General features: G+C 67.6%; 23 protein-coding genes. 17 read left to right on the top strand and 6 right to left on the bottom strand.

Annotation, left to right across the window (positions count from 1 at the left end; translation table 11 throughout):
* Positions 1-10: 10 nt before the first annotated feature.
* Complete coding sequence (locus LX13_RS12680; RefSeq protein ID WP_253661655.1) at positions 11-1,033, bottom strand: Zn-ribbon domain-containing OB-fold protein; 1,023 nt, start codon at positions 1,031-1,033, stop codon at positions 11-13.
* A 62-nt stretch (positions 1,034-1,095) separates the two neighbouring features.
* Here LX13_RS12680 and LX13_RS12685 point away from each other — a divergent pair, with 62 nt between their 5' ends.
* Positions 1,096-2,133: an LLM class F420-dependent oxidoreductase gene (locus LX13_RS12685; protein ID WP_253661656.1), complete on the top strand. Its 1,038-nt coding sequence runs from the start codon at positions 1,096-1,098 to the stop codon at positions 2,131-2,133.
* A 44-nt stretch (positions 2,134-2,177) separates the two neighbouring features.
* Positions 2,178-3,740, top strand: coding sequence for an acyl-CoA synthetase (locus LX13_RS12690; RefSeq protein ID WP_253661657.1), 1,563 nt, complete (start codon positions 2,178-2,180; stop codon positions 3,738-3,740).
* An 8-nt stretch (positions 3,741-3,748) separates the two neighbouring features.
* On the opposite strand, the gene LX13_RS12695 is transcribed toward LX13_RS12690, so the two are convergent.
* Positions 3,749-5,179, bottom strand: a complete 1,431-nt coding sequence (locus LX13_RS12695) for a cytochrome P450 (RefSeq protein ID WP_253661658.1) — start codon at positions 5,177-5,179, stop codon at positions 3,749-3,751.
* Between the two features lie 60 nt (positions 5,180-5,239).
* Between LX13_RS12695 and LX13_RS12700 the strand changes: the two genes are divergently transcribed.
* Positions 5,240-5,872 carry a TetR/AcrR family transcriptional regulator gene (locus LX13_RS12700; RefSeq protein ID WP_253661659.1) on the top strand — a complete coding sequence of 211 codons (633 nt, stop codon included), beginning with the start codon at positions 5,240-5,242 and terminating at the stop codon, positions 5,870-5,872.
* Here the strand turns inward: LX13_RS12700 and LX13_RS12705 are convergent.
* Entirely contained in the window at positions 5,859-6,650 is a 792-nt protein-coding gene (locus tag LX13_RS12705) for a crotonase/enoyl-CoA hydratase family protein (protein WP_253661660.1), read from the bottom strand. The genes LX13_RS12700 and LX13_RS12705 overlap by 14 nt on opposite strands.
* Before the next feature lie 89 nt (positions 6,651-6,739).
* On the opposite strand from LX13_RS12705, the gene LX13_RS12710 reads away from it, so the two are divergent.
* Positions 6,740-8,398 carry an acyl-CoA synthetase gene (locus LX13_RS12710; RefSeq protein WP_253661661.1) on the top strand — a complete coding sequence of 553 codons (1,659 nt, stop codon included), beginning with the start codon at positions 6,740-6,742 and terminating at the stop codon, positions 8,396-8,398.
* Between the two features lie 29 nt (positions 8,399-8,427).
* On the top strand, positions 8,428-9,573 hold the full coding sequence (locus tag LX13_RS12715; RefSeq protein WP_253661662.1) for an NAD(P)H-dependent flavin oxidoreductase: 1,146 nt from the start codon (positions 8,428-8,430) through the stop codon (positions 9,571-9,573).
* 60 nt (positions 9,574-9,633) lie between these two features.
* Here the strand turns inward: LX13_RS12715 and LX13_RS12720 are convergent, their stop codons facing one another.
* Genes LX13_RS12720 through LX13_RS12730 form a run of 3 tightly spaced genes read right to left on the bottom strand, consistent with a single transcriptional unit; the run spans position 9,634 to position 13,558 of the window.
* Positions 9,634-11,217 (bottom strand): long-chain-fatty-acid--CoA ligase, encoded by a 1,584-nt coding sequence (locus tag LX13_RS12720; RefSeq protein ID WP_253661663.1) that lies wholly within the window; start codon positions 11,215-11,217, stop codon positions 9,634-9,636.
* Between the two features lie 13 nt (positions 11,218-11,230).
* Positions 11,231-12,340 carry an acyl-CoA dehydrogenase family protein gene (locus LX13_RS12725; RefSeq protein ID WP_253661664.1) on the bottom strand — a complete coding sequence of 370 codons (1,110 nt, stop codon included), beginning with the start codon at positions 12,338-12,340 and terminating at the stop codon, positions 11,231-11,233.
* Positions 12,341-12,370: 30 nt separating this feature from the next.
* Entirely contained in the window at positions 12,371-13,558 is a 1,188-nt protein-coding gene (locus LX13_RS12730; RefSeq protein WP_253661665.1) for an acyl-CoA dehydrogenase family protein, read from the bottom strand.
* 140 nt (positions 13,559-13,698) lie between these two features.
* On the opposite strand from LX13_RS12730, the gene LX13_RS12735 reads away from it, so the two are divergent.
* The 12 genes from LX13_RS12735 (at position 13,699) to LX13_RS12790 (ending at position 25,637) form a co-directional block, all read left to right on the top strand.
* Positions 13,699-13,887, top strand: coding sequence for a ferredoxin (locus LX13_RS12735; RefSeq protein WP_188488725.1), 189 nt, complete (start codon positions 13,699-13,701; stop codon positions 13,885-13,887).
* A gap of 131 nt (positions 13,888-14,018) precedes the next feature.
* Entirely contained in the window at positions 14,019-14,924 is a 906-nt protein-coding gene (locus LX13_RS12740; protein WP_253661666.1) for a 3-oxoacyl-ACP reductase, read from the top strand.
* A gap of 193 nt (positions 14,925-15,117) precedes the next feature.
* A complete protein-coding gene (locus tag LX13_RS12745) occupies positions 15,118-15,882 on the top strand; it encodes an MlaE family ABC transporter permease (RefSeq protein WP_253661667.1) in 765 nt (254 codons plus the stop codon).
* Positions 15,883-15,885: 3 nt separating this feature from the next.
* The gene (locus tag LX13_RS12750; RefSeq protein WP_188488729.1) at positions 15,886-16,740 is read left to right on the top strand and encodes an MlaE family ABC transporter permease; all 855 of its coding nucleotides are present in this window, start codon (positions 15,886-15,888) and stop codon (positions 16,738-16,740) included.
* 7 nt (positions 16,741-16,747) lie between these two features.
* The gene (locus tag LX13_RS12755) at positions 16,748-17,923 is read left to right on the top strand and encodes an MCE family protein (protein ID WP_301300925.1); all 1,176 of its coding nucleotides are present in this window, start codon (positions 16,748-16,750) and stop codon (positions 17,921-17,923) included.
* A complete protein-coding gene (locus LX13_RS12760; RefSeq protein ID WP_308214740.1) occupies positions 17,916-18,986 on the top strand; it encodes an MCE family protein in 1,071 nt (356 codons plus the stop codon). The genes LX13_RS12755 and LX13_RS12760 overlap by 8 nt, the downstream gene beginning before the upstream one ends.
* Positions 18,983-20,197, top strand: a complete 1,215-nt coding sequence (locus LX13_RS12765; RefSeq protein WP_372499888.1) for an MCE family protein — start codon at positions 18,983-18,985, stop codon at positions 20,195-20,197. The genes LX13_RS12760 and LX13_RS12765 overlap by 4 nt, the downstream gene beginning before the upstream one ends.
* Positions 20,197-21,462, top strand: coding sequence for an MCE family protein (locus LX13_RS12770; RefSeq protein WP_253661849.1), 1,266 nt, complete (start codon positions 20,197-20,199; stop codon positions 21,460-21,462). Before LX13_RS12765 ends, LX13_RS12770 begins: the two co-directional genes overlap by 1 nt.
* Positions 21,462-22,745 carry an MCE family protein gene (locus tag LX13_RS12775; protein WP_372499889.1) on the top strand — a complete coding sequence of 428 codons (1,284 nt, stop codon included), beginning with the start codon at positions 21,462-21,464 and terminating at the stop codon, positions 22,743-22,745. The genes LX13_RS12770 and LX13_RS12775 overlap by 1 nt, the downstream gene beginning before the upstream one ends.
* Positions 22,742-24,160 (top strand): MCE family protein, encoded by a 1,419-nt coding sequence (locus tag LX13_RS12780; RefSeq protein WP_253661669.1) that lies wholly within the window; start codon positions 22,742-22,744, stop codon positions 24,158-24,160. Before LX13_RS12775 ends, LX13_RS12780 begins: the two co-directional genes overlap by 4 nt.
* Entirely contained in the window at positions 24,157-25,014 is an 858-nt protein-coding gene (locus LX13_RS12785) for an Rv1363c family protein (protein WP_253661670.1), read from the top strand. The genes LX13_RS12780 and LX13_RS12785 overlap by 4 nt, the downstream gene beginning before the upstream one ends.
* A complete protein-coding gene (locus tag LX13_RS12790; protein ID WP_253661671.1) occupies positions 25,014-25,637 on the top strand; it encodes a hypothetical protein in 624 nt (207 codons plus the stop codon). The genes LX13_RS12785 and LX13_RS12790 overlap by 1 nt, the downstream gene beginning before the upstream one ends.
* Positions 25,638-25,650 lie beyond the last annotated feature (13 nt).

Here is a 25,650-nt window from a genome sequence, read left to right on the forward strand (position 1 = left end):
TGCTGGTTCCTCACAGATGCTTCTTGTAGGACTCGTACTCGGCGTCCGGTTCGCCGGTCGGCCGGAAGTGGCTGATGTTGCGCAGCGTGTGGTCCCATTCGGACCTGTCGCGCCAGACCGCCTGCACGCGCATGCCCATGCGGACGTCGGCGGCCTCCACGTCGAGGATCAGGTGCAGGAAGCCGATGTCGGAACCGTCGAGCAGGACGTACGCCGCGACGTACGGCGGCTTGATCTGCTGGCCCAGGAACGGCACGTTGACGATGCAGAAGGTGGTGATGATCCCGGTGTCGGGCAGTTCGACCTTCTCGGTGGTCGGGTCGCCGTTGGCCGGAGAGGACACCCGCGGAGGGAAATACACCCCGTCGCTGGTGCGGCCGCCGATGAGCTTGCCCTCCTTGATGCCCTCGAGGTACCACGTCTCCTCGACGGTCGCGGAGTGGTCGATGGTCAACCCGATGGGCGTGACGATCATGCCTGGTGTCACCTGGCCCGCACCGGTGTTCTCCTGTGCCGGTTCGGGATTCTCCCCGGCGACGAAGTGTGCGATGTCGTCGATCCGACCGGTCCGCTCCGACTTCCACACCGGGTGCACGCGCAGCCCGGTGTTCAGCTCCTCGGCGGACGCGGCCTGCACCACGTGCAGCAGCGCGGTGTCGGCGCCGTCGAACGTGATCAGTGCCCACGCAAACGGCTCGGAGAGCGGTTGCCCGGGAAGCGGTTCGGGCTGCCAGGACCAGGTGCTGACGGTGCCCGTCGGGCCGACCTCGACGAAGTCGGTGATCGGCGCGCCGCTCACCGGGTCGAACTCGGGTGGAGGCACGAACACACGACCGTCCGAGGCACGCCCACCCACGACGGCGCCCTCGAGGAGACCTTCGGCGAACCGGCTGAGGACCGGCCCCAGCGAGCGGGTGTAGTCGAAGGTGTTGCTCAGCGGTGCGGTCAGTACCGGGGAGGCCGGTTCGGGCACGTCGGCGACCGCGGCGTCGAGTACCGCCGCGAATCCCGGAGAAGTCTGGCTGTTGCTCACCACTGGAGTAGAACAGGTTCTAGAATTGGGCGCAAGAAGTCACACCGAAGAGGGAGTCTCGCGTGAAGTTGGGTCTGCAACTCGGTTACTGGGGGCGGGGGCCCATCGACGAGGCGCCTGCGCTCATCGCAGCCGCCGAACAGGCCGGTTTCGACGCGGTGTTCACGGCCGAGTCGTGGGGGTCGGATGCGTTCACCCCCCTCGCATGGTGGGGGAGCGCGACGTCGCGGGTCCGGCTGGGGACCGCGGTCGCCCAGATCGCCGCCCGGCCGCCGACCTCGGTCGCGATGTCGGCACTGACCGTCGACCATCTGAGCGGCGGCCGACACATCCTGGGTCTCGGCGTCTCCGGACCGCAGGTGGTCGAGGGCTGGTACGGACAACCGTTCGCCAAGCCGCTGGCCCGCACACGCGAATACGTGCAGGTCATCCGTGATGTTCTGGCCCGTGAGGCGCCGGTGACCAATGCCGGCCCGCATTACCCGCTGCCGTATCCGTCCGACGCACCCGGGGCGACCGGCCTGGGCAAGTCGCTCAAGCCGATCACCCACCCGGTGCGGCCCGACCTGCCGATCTGGCTGGGCGCCGAGGGCCCCAAGAACATCGCTCTGACCGGCGAGATCGCCGACGGCTGGCTCGCGATCTACTACACGCCGCGCCTGGCCCCGCAGTACGAGGAGTGGTTGGCCGAAGGGCTGTCGCGGCCCGGCGCGCGCCGCACCCGCGAGGAGTTCGAGGTGGCGGCAACGGTGCAGGTCGTGGTCACCGACGACGTCCGCGCGACGCTCAACGAATACAAGCCGGCCACCGCGCTCTACGTCGGCGGGATGGGCGCCAAGGAGGTCAACTTCCACGCCGAGGTCTACCGGCGCATGGGGTACGGCGATGCGGTCGACGAGATCGGCGCGCTGTTCCGGGAGGGACGCAAGGACGAGGCGGTCGCCGCGGTCCCCGACGAGATGGTCCGCGAGACGATGATCGTCGGCACCGCCGACGAGGTCCGCGCCGAGATCAAACGGTGGGAGGCGGCCGGCGTCAGCATGCTCATGGTGACCGCCCGAACGGTCGACCTTGTTCGCGAGCTGGGCACCCTGGTCTAATGTGAGACCGTCGGTAGAACACGTTCTAGAAATTGGAGGCACCGGTGCCGGAAATCGACCAGCCGATCGGACTGTGGAACATCGCCAGGGCGACCCCGGAACGGACCGCGGTGGTCGATCCGTCGGGCGCCGAGATCAGCTACGGCGAGCTCGCGTCGCGGGCCAACCGGCTGTCCAACGGTCTGCGCGCGCACGGACTCGGCACCGGTGACACCCTCGTCATCGCGATGCCCAACAGCATCGAGACCGTGTGCCTGCAGTTCGCGGCCCTGCAGATCGGCCTGTACCTCGCGCCGGTCAACTGGCATCTGACCGGGCCCGAGATCGCCTATATCCTCGGCGACAGCGAGGCGAAGATCTTCATCGCAGACGCACGCTTCGCCGAGGCCGCGCAGATCGCGGCGCGCGAGGCGGGGATGGCGGGCACCGACCTGTTCGCCTCGGGCGCGATCGACGGCTTCCTCGATCTGTCCGAACTCGCCACCGGCGTGGACGATTCCGAGCCGGACGACCGCACGACCGGTGCACCGATGCTCTACACCTCGGGAACGACCGGCAAGCCCAAGGGGGTTCGACGTCCGCTGCCCGGTGTCCCGCCCGAGCAGGCCGCCATGGGCGGTATCGGCTTCTTCGGCGTCATGGGTCTGGTGCCGCACGACGAGCACGTGCACATCTGTGGGTCGCCGCTCTATCACACGGCGGTCGTCAACTTCGTGATGATCTCGATCCAGCTGGGGCACAAGGTGGTCCTGATGGACAAGTGGGATCCCGAGGAGATGCTGCGACTCATCGAACGTCATCGGGTCACCCACAGCCACATGGTCCCCACCCAGTTCCGCCGGTTGCTCGGGCTGCCCGAGGACGTCCGTGCGCGCTACGACGTGTCGTCGCTGCGCAACATGATCCACGGCGCGGCCCCGTGCCCGCGCGAGGTCAAGCAGCAGATGCTCGAGTGGTGGGGCCCCGTCGTGACCGAGTACTACGCCGCGACCGAGGGCGGTGGCACCACGATCTTCGGCGACCAGTGGCTCACCCATCCCGGGTCGGTGGGCAAGGCGTGGTCGTACTCGGTGGTCAAGGTGCTCGACGACGACGGCAACGAGGTCCCCCGGGGCGAGTCGGGCCAGGTCTACATGGAGATGAAGGGTTCTTCGTTCGAGTACTACAAGGACAAGGAAAAGACCCAGAAGGCCCGTGTCGGCAACATGTTCACCACCGGCGACATCGGCTACATGGACGACGAGGGCTTCCTCTACCTGCTCGATCGCAAGAACGACATGATCATCTCCGGCGGCGTGAACATCTACCCCGCGGAGATCGAGGGCGAGCTGGTGATCCATCCGAAGGTCGCCGACGTCGCGGTCTTCGGTGTGCCGCACTCGGACTGGGGCGAGGAGATCAAGGCCGTGGTCCTGCCCGCCGACGGGGTGGCCGGTGACGACGCGCTGAGCGAGGACATCATGTCCTTCGCCCGGGCCCGCCTGGCCAAATTCAAGTTGCCGCGCTCGATCGACTACGTCGACGAGATGCCCCGTGACGACAACGGCAAGCTCTACAAGCGCAAGCTGCGCGACCCGTACTGGGTCGACGCCGAGCGTGCGATCTAGCCGGGCCGTCAGTCGGAGCCTGCGCGCGCCATCTGTGCGGAGCGCGTGCGCAGGGTGAGCTCGAATCCCCTGGGGAGCATGGTGAGTCGTTCGTCGACGGCGAGTTCGTAGTCCGGGTCGCCGGTGATGTCGAAGCGGTGCACCAATGAGGCGAGAACGAGCACGGCCTCGTGGATGGCGAACTGTCGTCCGATGCACGCCCGTGCCCCGGCGCCGAAGGGCTTGTAACTGTGGGCCGGTCGCTTCTTGACGTTGGCGGCCAGGAAGCGGTCCGGGTCGAACTCGTCGGGGTTCTCCCACACCGCCGGATCTTTGTGCACGAGCCCCAGTGCCACGACCGCGAAGTCCTGCGGTCGCATCGTGTACTTGCCCGCGAAAGTCGTGGTCTCGCGGGGGCTGCGCCCGAAGCCGGGCACCGTGGGCCAGATCCGCAGCGACTCGTCGAGGACGCGACGGATGTAGCGGAACTTGCTCACCTGCTCGAACGCCGGCATCGCGTCCGGGTCGTCGCCGAGGATCTCGTCTGCCTCGGCCGCCGCCTTCGCCAGACACTCGGGGTTGCGGGCCAGGTAGTAGAGCGCGAACGACAGTGCGCCGGAGGTGGTCTCGTGCCCGGCGACCAGGAAGGTCAGGATCTGGTAGCGGATGTTCAGTGGGCTGAGCTTCTCGCCGGTCTCGGGGTGGGCGACGTTGAGCATGATCCCGAGCAGGTCGTGCTGGCTCTCGGAGTCACCGCGCGCGGAGATCAGGTCGTCGAGCATCTGGTCGACGTAGGCCTGGTGGTGGGCGAAGCGTCGGTCGACGACCTTGGCCAGGAGCCTGCCACCGGGCGCGCTCCGGAAACCGCCCTTGCGGCGGCCTCCCTCGAGCGCCCCGACCATCGCGGGGACGAACGGGTGGGGTTCTTCGGTCCCGAACGATCCGAAGTCGTGGCTGAACGCACTGCGGCTCAGCGTCTCCATCGTCAGCTTGGTCATGTCGCGCGACACGTCGACCGGACCGTCGGTGAGTCGATCCCGCCAGTAGTCGAACAGTTCGGACGCGGTCTCGACCATGATCGGGTGGTAGGACTGCATCGCCGATTTCGTGAACGCGGGCATCAGCAGTTCGTGGGCGAGTTGCCAGTTCGGCTCGTCGTTGTGCGCGGTGAACAGCCCGTCTCCCGCGTAGTCCCGCAGGGCCTCGATCGCCGGCGGCAGGGCCTTGCAGAACCGGGTCTCGTCGCACAGTTCCGCGGCCATGGCGACGTCGCCGACCAGGACGATCTTCTGCCGGAACACCTGCAGTTCGAAGATCGGCCCGAGGCCGGTGGCCCCGCGCTGCATGCTGAGGATGGGCTGGCGTGGGTCGATGTTGAGCAGGTCGCCGATGAACGGCAAGCGTCGTCCGGCCGAGGGGAACCGTTGCCCGGACCAGTCGTTCTGCACCGTTTTCGCCATGAGCAGACCATGCCTCGCTACTGAATGCGTGTCAAGTAGCGCGGGGCTAGGGTGGACGTCGTGGCCACCCGGACGCGTCTGACCCCCGTGCAACGCCGCGATCAGTTGCTCGATCTGGGTGCCGAACTGTTCGCCTCGCATCCCTACGACGAGGTGCACATCGAGCGGGTGGCCGAATTGGCCGGTGTGTCACGGGGATTGCTGTACCACTACTTCCCCAGCAAGCGGGACTTCTTCGTCGCGTTCCTCAGTCGGGAGAACGAGGCGCTGCTCGCCGAGACCGCGCCCGACCCGACCCTGCCGCCGATCGAGCAACTCCGCGGGGGTGTCGTCGCCTTCCTGGACCACTGCATCGCCCACGAACACGGCGTACGGGCGGTGTTCCGTGGCGCGGTGAGTTCCGACCCGGCCATCGTCGACATCGTCTCGAGGTCGATCGACCTCGAGGTGGAGCGGATCCTGACCGCCGTCGACGGACACGCCGACGTCGCCCCGGTGCTGGTGCTGGCCCTGCGGAGCTGGATCGGCATGGTGCGCGCGTCCTGCTACGAGTTCCTGGGCGACCGGACCATCGACAAGCAGGACGTCGCGACGATGTGCATCGGGGCTTTCGTGGGCGCGATGTCGGGGCTCCCGGCCACGGCGGTGCCCGCGGGACTGCTGCGGGCGATCGCCGACGTCACTCCCCGGTGAAGACCGGCTTCTGCTTCTCGGCGAAGGCGCGCGGACCGACCTTGGCGTCCTTGCTCATGAACACCTTCACTCCGAGGTCCGCGTCGATCGTGAACGCGTCCTCCTCGTGCATGCCCTCGGTGTCGCGGATGGTCTTGAGGATCGCCTGGACCGCCAGGGGGCCGTTGGCGGCGATGAGGTCGGCCACCGACAGCGCCTTGTCCAGCGCGGTGCCGTCCGGCACGACGTAGCCGATCAGCCCGTAGTCGAGCGCCTCGGCGGCGGTGATGTGCCGTCCGGTCAGCAGGATGTCGGCGGCGATCGTGTACGGGATCTGACGAACCAGGCGGACGGCGCTGCCGCCCAGCGGGAACAGTCCCCACTTCGCCTCGGAGACGCCGAATCTGGCGCTCTCCCCGGCCACTCGGATGTCGGTGCCCTGCAGGATCTCGGTGCCGCCCGCGATGGCGGCGCCCTCGACCGCGGCGATCAGGGGCTTGCTCAACCGCCGGCCCTTGAGGAGCGCGGGAAGCCGCGTGAGGTCCCACCCGCCCTTGCTGAAGTTGTCGCCGGGGGCCTGTGAGTTCATCGCCTTGAGATCGGCGCCCGCGCAGAAGGCGCCGCCCGCGCCGGTGAGGATCGCGACACGGATCGACGGGTCGGAGTCCACCCGGTCCCAGGCCTCGGCCATGATCGCCATCATCTCGCCGGACAACGCGTTGCGTGCCTCCGGCCGGTTCATGGTGACGATGAGGGTGTGATCACGTTGCTCGACAAGGCAATGCGGCTCGCTCGACATGACGCTCTTCTCCGTGCTCGGGTCCGATCACGCGGGGGAATCGGAGTTGCTGCTTGCCGGAAACGGTAACACGTTCTAGTTTTAGGGTCATGGCCTACAACATCGCCGACTTCATCGAGCACGCCGTCGACCTCATGCCCGATCGCACCGCGTTGGAGACCGACGGCGCATCGCGTACCTACGCGGAGTTGGAGGCGCGCGCGAACGCCCTCGCGCACCAGCTGCGCGCGTTCGGTGTCGAGCCGGGCGAGACCGTCGGCGTCTACAGTCGCAACACCCTCGAGTGCGTCGAGGCGATGGTCGCGATCTTCAAGGCCCGCGCGGTGATGGTGAACGTGAACTTCCGTTACGTGGAGAGCGAACTCGAGCACATCTTCACCGACTCGGAGATGAAGGTCCTCATCTACGAGCGGCAGTTCACCCAGAAGGTCGCCAAGGTGCTCCCGAAGGCGCCGAAGCTCGAGCACCTCATCGTCATGGAGGACGGCGTGAGTCGCGACATCGCCGACGCGCTGAACCACGGGCATCTGACCGCCGACGCGACCGAGTTCGAGGACGCGATCGCGAACAACTCGAGCGAACGCGACTTCGAGGAGCGGTCCAACGACGACCTCTACATGCTCTACACCGGTGGGACGACCGGACATCCCAAGGGCGTCGTCTGGCGTCAGGAGGACGTCTACCGGGTGCTCGGCGGCGGCACCGACTGGTTCAACGGGGTCCCGATCGACGACGAGTGGAAGTTCGCGAACGACGGTGCCGCGGGCGGTCAGCTGGTGCGGTTCCCGATCCCGCCGTTCATCCACGGCGGGTCGCAGTGGGCAGTGTTCCAGGCCCTCTACGGCGGCGGCAAGGCCATCATCTACCCGGAGTTCGGCGGCCACCAGACCTGGCAGATCGTCGAGCGGCACAAGGTCAACGTCATCTTCATCACCGGCGACGCGATGGCGCGGCCGATGATCGACGCGCTGCTGGAGAAGGACTACGACATCAGCTCGGTCTTCTCCGTCGCCTCGTCGGCCGCGCTGTTCTCCCAGAGCGTCAAGGACCAGTACGTCGACAAGTTCCCCAACGCGGTCATCATCGACGCCATCGGGTCGTCGGAGACGGGCTTCGGGGGACTCGCGACGATCACGAAGGGCGCCGAGCACGCCGGCGGCCCGCGCGTGAAGGCCGATCCGAACACCGTGTTGTTGCGCGAGGACGGGACCATCATCCCGGTCGGCTCCGACGAGGTCGGGGTGATGGCGCGCACCGGCAACATCCCGCTGCGCTACTACAACGATCCGGTGAAGTCGGACAAGACCTTCAAGGTCTACGACGGGACCCGCTACTCGATCCCCGGGGACTACGCCCGCTACGAGACCGACGGATCCATCACCATGCTCGGTCGCGGATCGGTGTCGATCAACTCCGGCGGCGAGAAGATCTACCCCGAAGAGGTGGAACAAGCCCTCAAGGCCCACCCCGACGTGTTCGACGCCGTCGTCGTGGGGGTGCCCGACGAGCGGTACGGCCAGCGGGTGTCGGCCGTGATCGCCACCCGTGACGGCGCACAGCCCTCGCTGGCGAGCATCAACGAGGCTGCGCGCGAACAGATCGCGGGATACAAGTGCCCACGCAGCGTCTGGTTCGTCGACACGATCAAGCGCTCTCCCGCCGGGAAACCGAACTACCGCTGGGGAACCGAGATCACCGAGTCGCGGGCGGCCGACGAGACCCTGACCGTCACCTCCACCCGCGTCTAGACCACGCTCCACCGAACGAGAGACACGTCATGAGAACAGAACTGACCGAACGTTTCGGGATCGAGTACCCGATCTTCGGGTTCACCCCGTCCGAGCACGTCGCCGCGGCCATCAGCCGCGCCGGCGGACTCGGGGTGCTCGGTTGCGTCCGCTTCAACGAGGCCGATGAGCTCAACACCGTCCTCGAGTGGATGCACGAGAACACCGACGGCAAGCCGTTCGGCGTGGACATCGTCATGCCCGCGAAGATCCCCACCGAGGGAACACAGGTCGACCTCGACTCACTCATCCCGGCCGAACACCGGGCGTTCGTCGAGCGCACCCTCGACGAGCTGCACGTGCCGAAACTGCCGGGGGAGGAGCGTGTGAACGCGGGCGTCCTGGGGTGGCTGCACTCGGTCGCGCGATCGCACGTCGACATCGCCATGGAGCACGCCGACCGCTACGGCCAGATCAAGCTCATCGCGAACGCGCTGGGCTCGCCGCCCAAGGACGTGATCGACAAGTCGCACGAGCACGGCGTGCAGGTCGCCGCGCTCGCCGGCGCGAGAGCCCATGCCATGCACCACGTCGACGCCGGCGTCGACATCGTCATCGCACAGGGTTACGAGGCCGGCGGGCACACCGGCGAGATCACCTCGATCATCCTGTGGCCGGAGATCGTCGACGCGGTCCGCGGGCACGCGTCGGTGCTCGCGGCCGGCGGTGTGGGCAGTGGGCGCCAGATGGCGGCGGCACTCGCCTCCGGAGCCGAGGGGGTCTGGATGGGGTCGTACTGGCTGACCGCGGCGGAATACAAGCTCGGGTCGACCGGCGACGGCCCGACCACGATCCAGCAAGCGCTGCTCGACGCGACCTCGCATGACACCGTCCGCCGCCGCATCTACTCCGGTAAGCCGGCCCGGCTGTTGAAGACGAAGTGGACCGACGCGTGGGACGCCGCGGATGCCCCGGAGCCGTTGCCGATGCCGCTGCAGAACATCCTCGTGAGTGAGGCTCATGCAAGGATCTCGGCGGCCGACGACGCCAGCGTGGTCGCGATGCCCGCCGGTCAGATCGTGGGCCGGATGAACGCGATCACGCCGACCGCCGAACTCATCGAGGACCTCGTCCGCGAATACGAGGAGACCGTCGCCCGCCTTGGCCAGACCGTGGTGGAGAAGTCCCCGGCCTGAGACCCGACAGTTGGGCACGTACGGCCACCAGTTGGGCATCCAGGCGCCCAATCAATGGTCTTACGTGCCCAACTGGCGGGCGGGGCGGTAGGTGCGGGTGGCGCGATCGAGGGAGAAGGTGGGAACCAGGGCCTTGCCTGCCAGTTCCCGCTTGAGGACCTTGAACGTCGCCGTCCGCGGCAGCTCCTCGACGAGGCAGACGTGCGCAGGCCACTGCTTCGGGCCGAGGTCGGTCTGGGCGGCGAGAAATCCGGTCAGGTCGTCGGCACCGACATCGCCGACAACCGACGCCACGATCTCGTCCCCCACATCGGCTCCGATGCCGTAAACCGCGGCCAGCCGGATCTCGTCGTGTCGCAACAGGATCCGCTCGATGGGCCCGGTGGCGAGGTTCTCGCCGTCTACGCGTACCCAGTCGCCGAGACGACCGGCGAAGTAGACGTATCCGGCCGCGTCGACGTAGCCGAGATCGCCGGTGTGATACCGCCCGCCACGCATGCGTTCGGCCTCGGCGTCGGGGTTGCGGTAGTAGCCGGTGAACAGACCGGCGCCTGCACTGTTGACGATCTCGCCGATCGCCGCGGACGCGTTGACCAGGGAGCCATCGGCATCGAAGATCGCGGTGGGACAACGCTCACCGGTCTCGGGGTCGATCACCGCGTTCGGTTGGACCAACGGCCCGAGCGCCTCCGGTGGGGTGTCGGGGGTGCGCGTGATGGCGACACCGCCCTCGGTCGAGCCGAACCCGTCGACCACCGTGACGCCGAACCGCTGCGCGAACGCGACGATGTCGTGCGCCGACGCCTCGTTGCCGTAGACGATGCGCAGGGTGGTGTCGGCGTCGTCGGGCTCGCCGGGCGTGGCCAGCACGTAGCTCAGCGGCTTGCCGACATAATTGGCGTAGGTGACGCCGTAGCGCCGGACGTCGGTGAGGAACCCGCGCGCGGAGAACGTGCGACGCAACGCCATCGACGCACCCGCGGCGACCGCGACACTCCACCCCGCGATGATCGCGTTGGAGTGGAACATGGGCATCGACAGGTAGACGACATCGGTGTCGTCGAGGCCGAACCGCTGCGCGAGCATCGCCCCCGCGGCGGCGAACTTCCGGTGATCGCAGCAGACGGCCTTCGGCTCGCCGCTGGTCCCCGAGGTGAAGATGAGCATCATCAGTTGCTCGGGGGTGATCTCCGGTCGCGGTCGCGGTCGGGCCGGACGGGTCGCGGCCGCACGGAGTCGCGCCGCCCAGTCGGACGAGGTGATGTCGATGACCGTTGTCTCCGAGCCGATCTCGGAGTCGTCGAGCAGATGCGCGGTCTCGGGGGAGGTCAGCACCACGCCGCAGTCGGCGGTCGCGATGTCGCGGGCCAGCGCCGCCCCGCGCCGCGTGGTGTTCAGTCCGACCAGGACCAGCCCGTCGACGGCCGCCGCGCACAGCAGCACACTGAACTCGACGACGTTGTCGAGCAGCACCGCGACGTGCGGCGGGCGGTCGGGATCGAGTTCGGCGCGCAGCGCGGTCGCCCAGTGGCGTGCCTGCGCGAGATGAGCACGCCACGAGACGAACTCGCCCTCGAACCAGATCCCGCTCGAATCGACCTCGGTGAGCGGCTCGAGGAGGTCGGCGACGGTCTGTGGTGTCACGGGACCGGGGCGATCAGGCCGGCTCCGCCGCCAGGGCCTTGCCGATCCGCCGTAGGTGCGTGGTCGCCGTACCGAGGGCGAACTCGTTCTGTTTGGCCCGCAGGAAGTAGCGGTGCAGCCGGTGTGACGTGTCGATGCCGACCCCGCCGTGGACGTGGACGGCGGTGTGGGCGACACGGTGCCCGGCGTCGGCGGCCCAGAACTTCGCGGTCGCGAGTTCGGTGTCGGCGGGCAGCCCCTCGCCCATGAGGTACGCCGCCTGCAGCAGCGTGAGCTTCGCGGCCCGGACGTCGATGTAGCCGTCCGCGAGCCGCTGGGCGACGGCCTGGAACGACCCGATCGGCCTGCTGAACTGTTCGCGTTCGCGGCCGTACTCGGCGGTCAGGTCCAGCGCCTGGGCCACGAGACCGGCCTGTTCGGCGCACTGCGCCAACACCATCCGGTCGGCGACGAAGGCCACTGCGTCACGTCCGCCGAGGACATCGGCGGCCGACACGGCGACGCCGTCGAGGTCGACCTGCGCGGTCGGGACCAGCCCGGTGGTCCGGGTCGCGGTCACGGTCACGCCGGGGGCATCGGTCGCGATCACCACGGCGATGACGCCGTCGTCGGTCGCCGCGTTGACGATCAGGGCGCGCGCGGCGTTGGCGAACGGGACCGCGACCTTGCTGCCCCCGATCACCCAGCCGTCACCGTCGGCCCGTGCCGTCGTGGTCGGGGCACCGGGGTCGTCGGCGAGTTCCTCGTCGACGGCGACCGAGATGATCGCGGCGCCACCGACGAGATCGGCGATCCACCGCTCGCGCAGCGTCTCGGACCCGAAACGGGCGATGGCGGGCAGCGCGGCGATGCTGTGCGGGCCGAACGGCACCAGCGCCAGTTCACGCCCGAGTTGTTCGGCAACCGCGACACTGTCGACGACTCCGAGGCCCGCACCCCCGGATGCGTCGTCGACCTCGAGTCCGAGCAGGCCGGCGTCGGCCAGGGCGCGCCAGAGTTCGGTGTCGACGGGCGCGCCGTCGGCCTCCAGTGCGGCGAGCTTGTCGTGGTCGGAGATCTTCGCGACGATGTCGCGGGCCAGGCCCGCGACATCGGTGGTCTCTTCGGTGGATCGGAAGTCCATGGTGTGTCGTACCTTTCGGCGCCGCTGTGTCTAGCGCTTCTGGGGCGGTTGCCCGAGCGCGAGCATCGAGATGAGGTCGCGTTGGATCTCGTTGGTGCCGCCGCCGAAGGTGAGGATCAGCGACGAGCGGTGGAAGCGTTCGAGGCGACCCACGAGCTGGGCGCCTGCGCTCCCGCGACGCAGCGTGGCCGCCGGTCCGACCACCTCCATGAGCAGCCGGTAGGCCTCGGTGGCGAACTCGGTCCCGAACACCTTGGTGGCCGACGCGTCGGCCGGGGACGGGGAACCGCCCTGGGTCGCGGCAGCGGCGATGTTCCAGTTGATCAGCTTGAGGAACTCCACCTTGGCGTGCACGCGCGCGAGGTTCAGCTGGACCCACTCGGCGTCGATGACGCGCTGGCCCGTGCCGATCTTGGTGTCCTGCGCCCACTGCACCGTCTCGCGCAGCGCCTGCTGGATCGGCGCGGCACTGCACAGCGCCACCCGCTCGTGGTTGAGCTGGTTCGTCACCAACGGCCACCCGCCGCCGAGTTCACCGACCACGGCGGTCTTGGGCACGCGGACATCGGAGTAGTACGTCGCGCTCGTGTCGACACCGGCCATCGTGTGCACCGGCGTGTAGCTGAACCCCTCGGCGTCGGTGGGCACGATCAGCATCGAGATGCCCTTGTGCTTTTTCGCGTCCGGATCCGTGCGGCACGCCAGCCAGATGTAGTCGGCGTACTGGATGAGGCTGGTCCACATCTTCTGGCCGTTGATGACGAAGTCGTCGCCGTCGGCGACGGCCGTGGTCCGCAGCGACGCCAGGTCGGTGCCCGCACCGGGCTCGGAGTAGCCGATCGCGAAGTGCAGTTCGCCCGCGGCGATCTTGGGAAGGAAGAACTTCTTCTGCTCGTCGGTGCCGAAGTTCATGATCGTCGGTGCCACCGAGTTGATGGTGAGGAACGGGACGGGCACGCCCGCGATTGCGGCCTCGTCGGTGAAGATCAGCTGGTCCATCATCGGACGGTTCTGGCCGCCGAACTCGGTGGGCCACCCGAGGGCGAGCCACCCGTCGCGCCCCATCTGTGCGACGACCTCGCGGTAGACGTCACCCTCACCGACCTCGCCGGTGTCGGACGCGAGCGCGGATCGGCGCTCGGGCGTCATCAGGTCGGCGAAGTAGGTCCTCAGTTCACGACGGAGCTCTTCTTGGGACTCCGTATAGGCGATGCGCATCGATGCTCCATGAGACAATTCGACCCGAACGTTCCAACGACGTGCGGTGGCACGGGCGTCGCGTGGATCTGTAACACGTTCTAACCTGAATCAGGTAGCGCGTCAACCGGCGCCATGATCGAAGGGAGTGTGCATCGGGTATGCGCATCAAAGCTGATTTCGACCTCTGTGAGTCCAATGCGATCTGCGTCGGCATGGCGCCGGACGTTTTCGACCTCGACGACAACGATTACCTGGTGATTCTGCAGGAGGAGGTCCCCGAGGACCGCCTCGAGGAGATGCGCCAGGTGGTGGCCAACTGCCCGAAGGCGGCCCTCTCCATCGAGTGACGCCCGACCTCGCCCACACCCTCGTCGCACGCCCGCTGGTGAGACTTGACATCTCGCCGGAATTAGAACAGGTTCTATCCAGAACCAGCCAGGTTGGAACCTGTTCCAGGGCATGACGAGAGGTGACGGACGTGTCGGTGAACTCGGGCAACGGAGATCTCGAGGGGCGGGTCGCGATCGTGACCGGCGCAGCGGCCGGCCTCGGTCGCGCCGAGGCGATCGGGCTCGCCGAGTCCGGGGCGACGGTCGTCGTGAACGACCTCGCGAGCGCCCTCGACGCGAGCGACGTGGTCGACGAGATCACCGCCCGCGGGTCGAAGGCGGTCACCGTGGCCGGCGACATCTCCGACTCGGCCGTCGCGACCGAACTGATGCGCACCGCGGTCGACGACCACGGCAGCCTCGACGTCGTGATGAGCAACGCGGGCGTCGTCCGGGACCGGATGCTGTTCAACATGAGCGACGACGAGTGGGACCTCGTCATCCGTGTGCATCTGCGTGGACACTTCCTGCTCAATCGCAATGCGGCGTCGCACTGGCGAACGTTGTCGAAGCAGACCGGCGCCCCGGTGTTCGGTCGGCTGATCAACACCTCCTCCGAGGCGGGTCTGCTCGGGCCGGAGGGGCAGGCGAACTACGGCGCGGCCAAGGCCGGCATCACGTCGCTGACGCTGTCGGCCTCGCGGGTGCTGAGTCGCTACGGCCCCACCGCCAACGCGATCTGCCCGCGTGCGCGCACCGCCATGACCGCCGCGGTCTTCGGCGAGGCGCCCGAGGGTGCGGTCGACCCGCTGTCCACCGACCACGTCGTGAGCCTGGTGCAGTTCCTGGCCGGTCCGGCCTCGGCCGCGGTGTCGGGTCAGGTGTTCGTGGTCTACGGCCCCAAGGTCACCCTGATGGCCGCGCCCGCGGTCGCCGAGACCTTCGTCGCGCCCGGTGAGGCGTGGGATCGGGACGCACTGGCCGACCGGCTCGGCGACTGGTTCTCCGCCCGCGACGCGGCGGTGACCTTCTCCGCATCCGATGCACTCGCCTGATGACCTTCTCCACCAACTGGACGCATGGTAGGTTTCCCTCGTTCGACGGATCGTCGCAGGCCAGAGGTATCGCCGACGCAATCGGCGAAACAGCCGTGAGAAAAACTAGAACACGTTATAGTCGCTTCATTCCAGGCGGTGCGGGACCGACCGGGCGTGTGGTCCGCTGTGCACCGTTGCGTGAGGAGAGTCGGTGAACGTTCGCCTTACGGCTCCCTTCGAGGGTGTCGGCGATTTCGTCGCACTGGCCGTGGCGACCGCGCGTGAACTGCCGCGCCGTCCCTTCCAGGCCCGCGAGACCATCGAGCAGTCCTGGGCCATCGCACGCGTGTCCATGGTCCCCACGGTTCTCGTCGCGATCCCGTTCACCGTGCTGGTCAGTTTCACACTGAACATCCTGCTGCGCGAGATCGGCGCGCAGGACCTGTCCGGCGCCGGGGCCGCCCTCGGCACCATCACCCAGATCGGCCCGATCGTGACCGTGCTGATCGTCGCCGGCGCAGGCGCCACCGCCATCTGCGCCGACCTCGGGGCCCGGACCATCCGCGAGGAGATCGACGCCCTCAAGGTCCTGGGCATCGACCCCATCCACCGCCTCGTGGTGCCCCGGGTGATCGCGTCGACCGGCGTGGCTATCCTTCTCAACAGCCTCGTGTGCACGATCGGTCTCGGCGGCGGCTTCGTCTTCTCGGTCTATCTCCAAGACGTCAACCCCGGCGCGTTCATCGCCAACCTCACCCTGCTCACGGGGTTCGGTGAGTTGATGATCTCGATGATCAAGGCCGCGCTCTTCGGCCTGTTCGCGGGGCTGGTCGGCTGCTATCGCGGTCTGAACGTCAAGGGTGGTGCGAAGGGTGTCGGTGACGCGGTCAACGAGACGGTCGTCTACTCCTTCATGGCTCTGTTCGTCGTCAACGTCGTCGTCACGGCCGTCGGTCTCAAAGCGACGGGCGGCTGAGACATGGTCGTACCCGTTCCCTCCAGCGTCCGGATCCGCACCGCTCGTTCGGCGGGCCGCGTGAGCTCGGAATGGAACCGCATCGGTGATCAGGCATTCTTCTACTGGGACAGCCTCATCAACATCCCCCGGGCGGTCCGCGCCTACAAGCGCGAGACGCTGCGGCTGATCGCCGAGATCAGCATGGGCACCGGTGCGCTCGCGATGATCGGCGGCACCGTCGTCGTCGTGGGCTTCCTGACGCTGTTCACCGGCGGCACCATCGCCGTGCAGGGCTACAGCTCGCTGTCGAACATCGGCGTCGAGGTCCTGACCGGCTTCTTCTCGGCCTTCATCAACGTCCGCATCGCGGTGCCGGTGATCTCCGGTATCGCCCTCGCGGCCACCATCGGTGCCGGCGCGACCGCCCAGCTCGGCGCGATGCGGGTCAGCGAGGAGATCGACGCCCTCGAGTCGATGGCGATCTCGTCGATCCCGTACCTGGTGAGCACGCGCATCGTCGCCGGCCTCATCGCCATCATCCCGCTCTACGCGCTCGCCTCGGTCGCGTCGTTCCTGGCCAGTCGTTTCGCCACGGTGTTGATATACGGGCAGTCATCCGGTGTCTACGACCACTACTTCAACACCTTCCTCATACCCTCGGACATCCTGTGGTCGTTCGTACAGGCGATCTGTATGGCCGTGGCGGTCATGATGATCCACACCTACTACGGCTACAACGCCTCCGGCGGCCCGGTCGGCGTCGGCATCGCGGTCGGCAACGCCGTGCGGACCTCGCTGGTCGTGGTCGTCGTCATCACCCTGCTGCTGTCCCTCGCCATCTATGGCGCCGACGGGAAGTTCAACCTCTCGGGGTAGGCCACTGATGAGAAGAACAGAACGCTCCAGTCTCGCGCGCAAGTTCGCCGCGGTCGGTATGGTCGCCGCGATCGTCATCGTGTTCACCCTCGCGGTGATGCAGTTCTCCGGCAGCTTCCGCGACACCTCGCCGGTGACGCTCACGGCCGATCGGGCCGGTCTCGTCATGAACGCCGACGCCAAGGTGCGTCTCCGCGGCGTGGTCATCGGCCGCGTCGCGAGCATCGAGCCCGACGGCGACCGAGTGGAGCTCAAGCTCAACATGGACACCGATCAGCTCCGTCGGGTCCCGGCCAACGTCACCGCACAGATCCGCTCGAACACCGTGTTCGGTGCGAAGTCGGTCGACCTCGACATCCCCGCGGACCCCTCCACCACGCACCTGCGTTCGGGCGGCTCGATCTCCGCCGATCGGGTGCAGGTCGAGCTCAACACCGTGTTCCAGCGGCTGGTCGACGTGCTGGCGCAGGTGCAGCCGGACAAGCTCAACGCGACGCTCGGCGCCCTCGACACGGCGTTGTCGGGCCGCGGCGATCAGATCGGCAAGGGCCTCGAGGACCTCTCGAACCTGTTGGGCCGCACCAACCCGGTGCTCGGTGACCTGAACCGGACGATCGACGCCACCGCCACGGTCACCAACGTCTACGCCGATGTGTTCCCGGATCTGTCCCGGGTCATCGACAACTTCACCCGCACGGGCAACACCCTCGTCGACAACTCGTCGAATCTCGATGCGCTGCTGGTGAACACGACCGGACTGGCCAACACGGTCAACGGGATCATCGCCCCGAAGAAGCAGACCGTGATGACGGCGCTGTCGAACCTCGATCCGGTGTCGCAGCTGCTCGGCTACTACGCGCCCGGACTGAGCTGCTTCCTCAAGGCGACCGCGGGCGCGGGCAAGAAGGCGCTGCCCATCTTCGGCGACAAGACCGGCTACATCTCGCTCAACGCCGGCGTGCTGCCCGGCAAGGAGCCCTACCGCTACCCCGAGGACCTGCCCAAGGTCAACGTGCAGGGACCGCCGACCTGCGCACTCGGACTCTCCAACATCGAAGAGACCACGCACGCGCCGTTCTACGTCGGCGACACCGCCCCGCAGCCCTACCAGCCGCGCACTACCCCGAAGGCCGACCCCCGCAAGCTGTTCCAGATCATGTTCGGGCCGGCCCCCCGTGGCTAGGTCGACGGCCCGATCACGGGCATTCCGGAACACGTCCATCAAGTTGGGCAGCTTCGCCGTGGTGATGGTACTGATCTTCGTGGCGCTCGTCGTAGTCTTCAGCCAGTACCGCTCGGGATCGTCGAACGACTACAAGGCCACCTTCGCCAACGCCTCACAGCTCAAGTCGGGCAGCAAGGTGCGTATCGCCGGCGTCGAGGTCGGCAAGGTCGGCGGGGTGTCGCTGACGGCGTCGAACACCGCGACCGTCGACTTCAGCGTCGACCGTCAGTACCGACTGCCGAAGTCGGTGCACGCGATGATCCGCTACGAGAACCTGACCGGCGACCGCTTCGTCGAGATCGCCGAGGGCACCGGCGAACCGGGCGCGTTCCTGTCCGACGGCGGCACCATCCCCGAGTCACAGACCGAACCCGCGCTCGACCTCGACAAGCTACTCGGCGGGTTCAAGCCGTTGTTCAAGACGCTGAACCCCGCCGAGGTCAACGAGTTGTCGTCGTCGCTGATCCAGGTGTTCCAGGGCCAGGGGCCCGCTCTGACCCAACTGCTGCGGAGCACGGCGTCGTTCACCAACACCATCGCCGACCGCGACCAACTGATCGGCGAGGTCATCGACAACCTCAACGGCACCCTCAAGACGATCGACGCCGACAAGGCGGGTTTCGACACCTCCCTGGACCGACTGCAGCAGTTGATCTCCGGGCTCGCCTCGCAGAAGGACTCGATCGGCGCCGCGGTGACCAACACCTCGCAGCTGACCAACGACCTCGCCGGTCTGCTCGACACCACCCGGCCAGATCTGAAGAACATCGTCACCAGGACCGGCCAGGTGTCCGACCAGGTACTCGGCGACGAACCGTTCCTGCGGGGTCTGCTCCAGCGCTTCCCGGGCGACTTCAAGGCGCTGAGCAACCTCGGCAGTTACGGTGCGTGGCTGCAGATCTGGCTGTGCCGCGTCGACATCTACTTCACCGGACCGGATCACAAGGAGATCGTCTACCGATCCCTCGACGACACCGGCAACAACGTCAACCCCGGCGGGAGGTGTGCGACCCCGAAATGATGGCCTCGATCAGTGATTTCTTACGGGGGAGGCGCGCACCCAACCCCGCCTCGGCGACCGCCGACGCCGCACGCAGCGAGGGCCGCGGCGAACGTACTCGCGCCCAGATCGGCATCATCGGTGTCGTGGTGACGACCCTCGTCGTCATCGTCGCGCTCCAGGTCGACAAGCTGCCGTACCTGTCCAGCGGCAGCATCTACACCACCTACTTCGACGACGCCGGCGGACTCAAAGACGGTGATGTCGTGGTGGTCTCGGGTGTCACCATCGGAACCGTCAAGGGGATCGGCCTGGCGAAGACCGATGCAGGCACCAAGGCCAAGATCACGTTCTCGATGAACGACACCGTCGTGGTCGGCACCGACAGTCAGGCCTCGATCAAGACCGAGACCGTCCTGGGACGACGGAACCTGACCCTGATCCCGCGGGGGAGTGGACGGCTCACCCCCGGCGACTCGATCCCCAACCGCAACACGATCTCGCCCTACTCGCTGACCGACGCCCTCGACGACACCACCACCTCGATCGCCGAGACCGACACCGGCCAGCTCAACGATGCGTTGAACACGCTGTCGGCCACGTTCGCCGGGACGCCACGCGAGGTGCGTGGAGCGGTGGACGGGGTCTCGCGGCTGTCGAAGTCGATCGCCGACCGCGACGACGCCCTGACGCTGCTGCTCTCGCGCGCCAAGGGGGTCACCGACGTGATCGCCAAGCGCAGCGGTCAGATCAACTCGCTGCTCGTCGACGCCAACTCGCTGCTCGGCGAACTGCAGGCCCGCCGCTTCGCCGTCGGCCAACTCATCGTCGGTATCAAGGACGTCACCGCCGAGTTGAGCGGATTCATCGCCGACAACAACGCCCAGCTCGCCCCGGTGCTCGGCAAGCTCAACCGGGTGCTGAAGATCCTGCAGGACAACTCCGACAACCTGAAGCAGACCCTGGATCGCCTGGGGCCGTACGCCAACGTGCTCGGCGAGGCCGTGGCCAGCGGCCCGTACTTCTCCTCGCTCGTCGGTGTGCCGACGTTCGGCGACTACACGTCGGTGTTCCTGAACCTGTTGCAGCAGAAGTACCCCGAGGCGGCCAAGGCGCTGAGCTACACCGGTCTGCTGCCCCCGAAGGTGTTCCTGCGCCCCGATCAGGAGAGCGACCCCGACCGCTCGATCCCCGAGGTCGGCTCACCCAGAGACGGAAGCGGGGGCCGGTGATGGCACGGATCGGCAAGCGCACATGGCAGGTGATCGTCGCCGTGCTGCTGGTGATCGTGGTGGTCGTGGTCGCCTACCTCGGCTATCAGAAGGCCGTCTACAAGAGCTACACCGCCTACTTCACCGCAGTGAACGGTCTGTATCCCGGTGACCCGATCCGGATCCTGGGTGTCGACGTCGGCACCGTGAGCTCGGTGACCCCGCGCGCAGCCGACGTGAAGGTCTCGTTCGAGGTGGACCGCGGCACCGACATCCCGCGGGACGTCTCCGCGGTCATCGTGGCGCAGAGCCTGGTGTCGGGCCGGTTCATCCAGCTCTCGCCGGTTTACGCCAACGGACCGCAGCTCGCGTCCGGTGCCGACATCCCGATGAACCGCACCGCGGTGCCGGTCGAGTGGGACGACATCAAGAAGGAGCTCACCCGTCTGACGGCGGCGGTGGGACCGAAGGGCGCCGACGAGGGGTCGGTCGCGCGCCTCGTCGACACCGCAGACGCAAACCTCAACGGCAACGGTGCCGCCATCCGCGAGTCTGTGAAGCAGCTGTCTGATCTGTCGGCGACGTTGGCCGACAACCGCGGCGACCTCTTCGGCACCATCCGGAACCTGCAGTCGCTGACCGGCGCGTTGGAGAAGAGCCATGAGGAACTGGTGCAGTTCAACGGACGGATCGCGTCGGTGAGTCAGGTGCTGGCCGACAACACCGAGAACCTCAACGGTGCGCTGACGAACCTCGACTCGGCGCTGACCGACGTGAAGGACTTCATCGACACCAACGGCAAGTCGCTCACCGAATCGGTTCAGCGCCTGTCCGACGTCACCTCGACTCTCGCGCAGAAGGATTCGCAGATCCGCGACCTGTTGCACTCCGCGCCCACGCAGCTGAGCAACTTCTACAACATCTACAACCCGCTGACGGGGTCGTTGAGCGGCATCTTCGGTCTCGGCCAGTTCGGCAACCTGATCGACCTCCTGTGCGGCACGTTGGCCGCCAACGACCGCCCCGGCACCAGCCAGGCCGACGTCTCCAAGTGTGTCGACATCCTCGGTCCGATCATCTCCACGATCTCGGTCAACTATCCACCGGCGCTGGTCAATCCGGTCACCGGCATCAACGCGCGGCCCGGCCAGATCCAGTACCAGGACTCGAGCGTCAAGGCGCGGGCCCAGCAGGGCATCGTCGACCAGGACGTGCAGACCCGGAAGTCCTACGGCGGCAACGTCCCGCTCGCGAACCTCCTCGTGCCGTTCGGGGGTCAGAACTGATGCGCGGGGTGCCGCGCGCGATGCGGCGACCGCGGACCGTCGCCGTGGCGGCGATGTCGGTGGCCGTGCTCGCGACGTCCGGATGTGCGTTCCAGGGGCTGAACTCGTTGCCGGTGCCGGGTGCGCAGGGGACCGGGGACGGTGCGTACGAGATCACCGCGCTCATCCCCAACGCCGCGAACCTCGTGCAGAACGCGCCGGTGCTGATGAACGACGCGACCGTGGGCAGCGTCGGCAAGATCTCGGTGCGCAACTGGAAGGCGCTCGTCACGATCCGGCTCGACAAGGGCACCCAGGTGCCCAACGGGTCGCACGTGATGGTCGGACTCACCAGCGTGCTCGGCTCGCTCAACCTGCAGGTGGTCCAACCGGACAAGCCGACCGGCGGGATGATGAAGGCCGGGCAGGAGATCCCGCTCACGGCGTGCCCTGAGCAGGAGAACATCGAGACCCCGGCGAACGTCACCCCGGTGGCCGACATCAACTCCGCACAGCAGGTCGCGCAGTGCACCTACCCCACCGTCGAGCAGGTGCTCAGCTCGCTGTCGGTGGTCCTCAACGGCGGTGGGCTGTCGCAGATCGGCGACGTCGTCCACGAGCTCAACGACACCCTCGCAGGCAGGCAGGACGTCATCCGCAACCTCGTCCCGCGACTGAACACCCTGGTGTCGGATCTGGACAAGCAACGGGCGAACATCATCTCGGCCGTCGAGGGACTGGACCGGTTGAGCCGCAACTTCAACGAGCAGTCGCCCACGATCGAACGTGCGCTGGACGACGGGCCGAAGATCCTGAAGCTCCTCGTCGATCAACGGGTGAACCTGACCGATGCGCTCGCGTCGGTGGGCCGCCTCAGCCGCACGACCGACGACATCCTGAAGGCCAACGGTGAGGATCTCGAGACGATCGTGCGCAACCTGTCGCCGGTGCTCGACCAACTCCAGGACAGCGGGACGTCGCTGACCCAGTCGCTGAACATCCTCGTGACGTTCCCGTTCGCGGAGTCGGTGATCCCGAAGATCGTGAAGGGCGACTACGTCAACGCGGTCATCAACCTCGACCTGACGAACGGCCGACTCGGGCGTGGAGCGTTCGCGAGTCTCGGGGCGGGTGCGCCCGCGGCCGTCTACGGACCCGAGGCGGTCCTGGGTACCTCGGCCGGTGCCGCCAAGCGAGGGGCCAACCCGTTCACCGCACCGCTGACCGACGGTGACGACGCGACGCCCACGACCGCGCCCAAGCCAACCGCCCCGAAGACGACCACACCGAAGGCGGGCCGATGACCATCTCCCGCTTCGTACGCATCCAGCTGATCATCTTCTCGATCGTCACCGTGGTCTCCCTGGTCGCGGTGGGCGTGTTCTACATCCAGGTCCCGGCGCTGTTCGGGGTCGGGCGGTACACGGTCAAGGTCGACCTGCCGAGTACCGGCGGCATCTACCAGAACGCGAACGTCACCTACCGCGGCGTCACCGTCGGCAAGGTCGAGTCGGTCGCCCTGACCTCGGCCGGTGTCCGGGCGACGTTGTCCATCGACAGCGACCGAAAGATCCCGCGGTCCTCGAGTGCGTCGATACAGAGCGTCTCGGCCGTCGGTGAGCAGTTCGTGCAGTTCACCCCCGACCCGGACGGCAGCGACCGCGGCAACCTGGTCAACGACTCGGTGGTCCGCAACGGCACGGTGCCGGTGGAGGTCTCGACTCTTCTCGATCAGACCAACGCGCTGCTCGCCAAGGTGCAGTCCACCAAGCTGCGGCGCGTGATGAACGAGGCCTTCAACGCGTTCAACGGCTCCGGCGAGGACCTGCAGCGTCTGCTGGACTCGCTGACCCTGTTCGCCGACGAGGCCAACAAGAACTCCGATCAGACGGTGGCGTTGATCGAACAGGCCGCCCCGCTGCTCGAGACCCAGACCGCGACCGTCGGGGCCATCCGGCAGTGGACGTCGAACGTGGCGCAGGTGACCGACCAGATCCGGGCCAATGACCCGCAGCTGCGCGACATCCTGAGCAAGGGCCCGGGGACGACGAATCAGGCTCAGGAACTGTTCGCGTCGATGGACCAGACACTGCCGCTACTGTTCGACAACCTCGCCACCGCGGGGCGGACGCTGGCGGTGTACCTACCCAACCTGCAGCAGGTCATGGTGCTCTACCCGCGGCTGATCCAGGCGCTCATCACGGCCGTCAACACCGAGGACCCGCGCAAGGGCGCCAACGTCGACTTCGCCCTGGGATTCCAGGATCCCGGCACGTGCACGGTGGGCTTCCTGCCCGCGTCGGAACGCCGCCCGGCGTCGGTGACGACCGCACGAGACCTGCCACCCGGACTGCTCTGCCGCGTCCCGCAGGACTCCAACGTCGGTGTGCGCGGCGCGAGGAACTTCCCCTGTGCGGAGTTCCCGGGACGCCGCGCGGCCACCCCGGCCGAATGCGCCACCGGCTACAAGCCGCTGGCCGAGAACGTCCCGTTCCCGCAGGGGCTGCCCGGAGTGCAGAACCTGCCCAACGGTCAGCTCACGCCGGCCACCCCGTCGTCGTTCGACGGAGCGCCCGCGGTCTACGGCGCGGCGTACGATCCGGTGTCGGGGGATGCGATCGGACCGGACGGCAAGACCTACAACGTCGGGTCCGCAGACGGCGCCGCGCAAGGAGGAACCGCCACATGGCAGGGCCTGATCACGGGAACAGTGAAATGACACCGGACACCGCGAAGGCGGCACCACGGGGCACGTCGCGCCGACGCGTCCGCAGACCGGCCGGCCCACCGGCGGCCGACGGGACGGCCGCACAGTCCATCTCGGTGTCCACCGGCCCGCGCGCGAACCCGTCGGCGCCGCGAAAGACGGCCCCGATCAAGCAGATCCGTCGCAAGAAGTCGGCGCCGGTCGCGACTCGACCGATCGTCTCGGCCGACACCACGTCGTCGGAGGCGTCACCGCAGCGATCCGGTGCCGCGATGTCGTACCGCGAGCGTCGGCGCGCGGGGTCGTCGGGCGATGCCGCCGGACGGGTCGTCACGACGAGGGCGGATCGGTCCCGCCTGGGCGTCGCGCTCGCCGCCGTCGTCGCGGTTGTCCTCGTCGTCGGGCTCGTCGTGGCGTCGGTGCTGTTCGCCATGGGCACCAACCGGATCGACGACCGCGCCGCACAACGCGCGCAGTACTCGGCGTTCGCCCGTCAGATGATCGTGAACCTGACGTCGTTGAGCCCCACCACGATCGACCAGGTGACCAACACCTTCGAGACCAAGACCAGCGGCAAAGCGCTCGAGCAGTTGCAGCAGTCGTTGCAGCAGACCACCGACCTGGTGAAGTCCCAGGGCGTCACCACGAAGGGGACGATCCTCTCCGACGCGGTCGTCGACAGCGACGCCGACTCGGCGACGGTGATGTTGGTGTCGGGCTGGACGATGAACACCCCGCCACCCGCCGCGGGTGCCGCGGCACCCCCGACCGATCAGGGACCTGTGGTCCAGACGTTCCGGTGGAAGCTGTCCATCACGATGATCAACGGGGACATGAAGATGACCGACATCGAGTGGGTCACGTGATGGCCGCCTCGACGAGCGTCTGGAAGTCGACGCGCGTGCGCATAGTCGGTGCCGTGATGGTCGTGCTGCTCCTGGCCGGTGCCGTCGCAGCGACCGTTCTCGGGCTGCGGTACGCCGGGTCGCGCTCCGACGAGGATGCGCGCTCCGCTGCACTCGACGCCGGAAAGCGTTACGCCTCGGTGATGTTCGGGTTCACCCCCGCCGATGTCGACAAGAACGTGGCGCAGGCGAAGGCCGCGCTGGTCGGCAACGCGCGCACGACCTACGACGGCATCATGTCGAGCAGCGACCTGTCGGCCGAGGTGAAGAAGCAGAACGTGCGGTCGGCGGTGTCGATCCAGGAGGCCGGGGTCGTCTCGAGCAACGGCGATCGTGCCGTCGTGCTGATCTTCATGAACCAGTCGGTGACCCGCGGTCAGACCGAACTCGTCCGCGTCGAACCCAGCCGGGTGCAGTACTCGATGCGCAAATCGGGTGGCCGGTGGGTCATCGACGACATCCAGGTCATCACCGACAACTCCCTGCGCGACAAGCTGCACCTCGGACCGGCGCCGTCCACCGCCGCGACACCGAATGTCGTCCCGCCCGCGCCGGCACCCACGAGCTCGGCGCCGGCGCCCTGACCGCGGTGGTCTG

This window comes from Williamsia maris (assembly GCF_024171815.1).
GTDB lineage: Bacteria > Actinomycetota > Actinomycetes > Mycobacteriales > Mycobacteriaceae > Williamsia_A > Williamsia_A maris.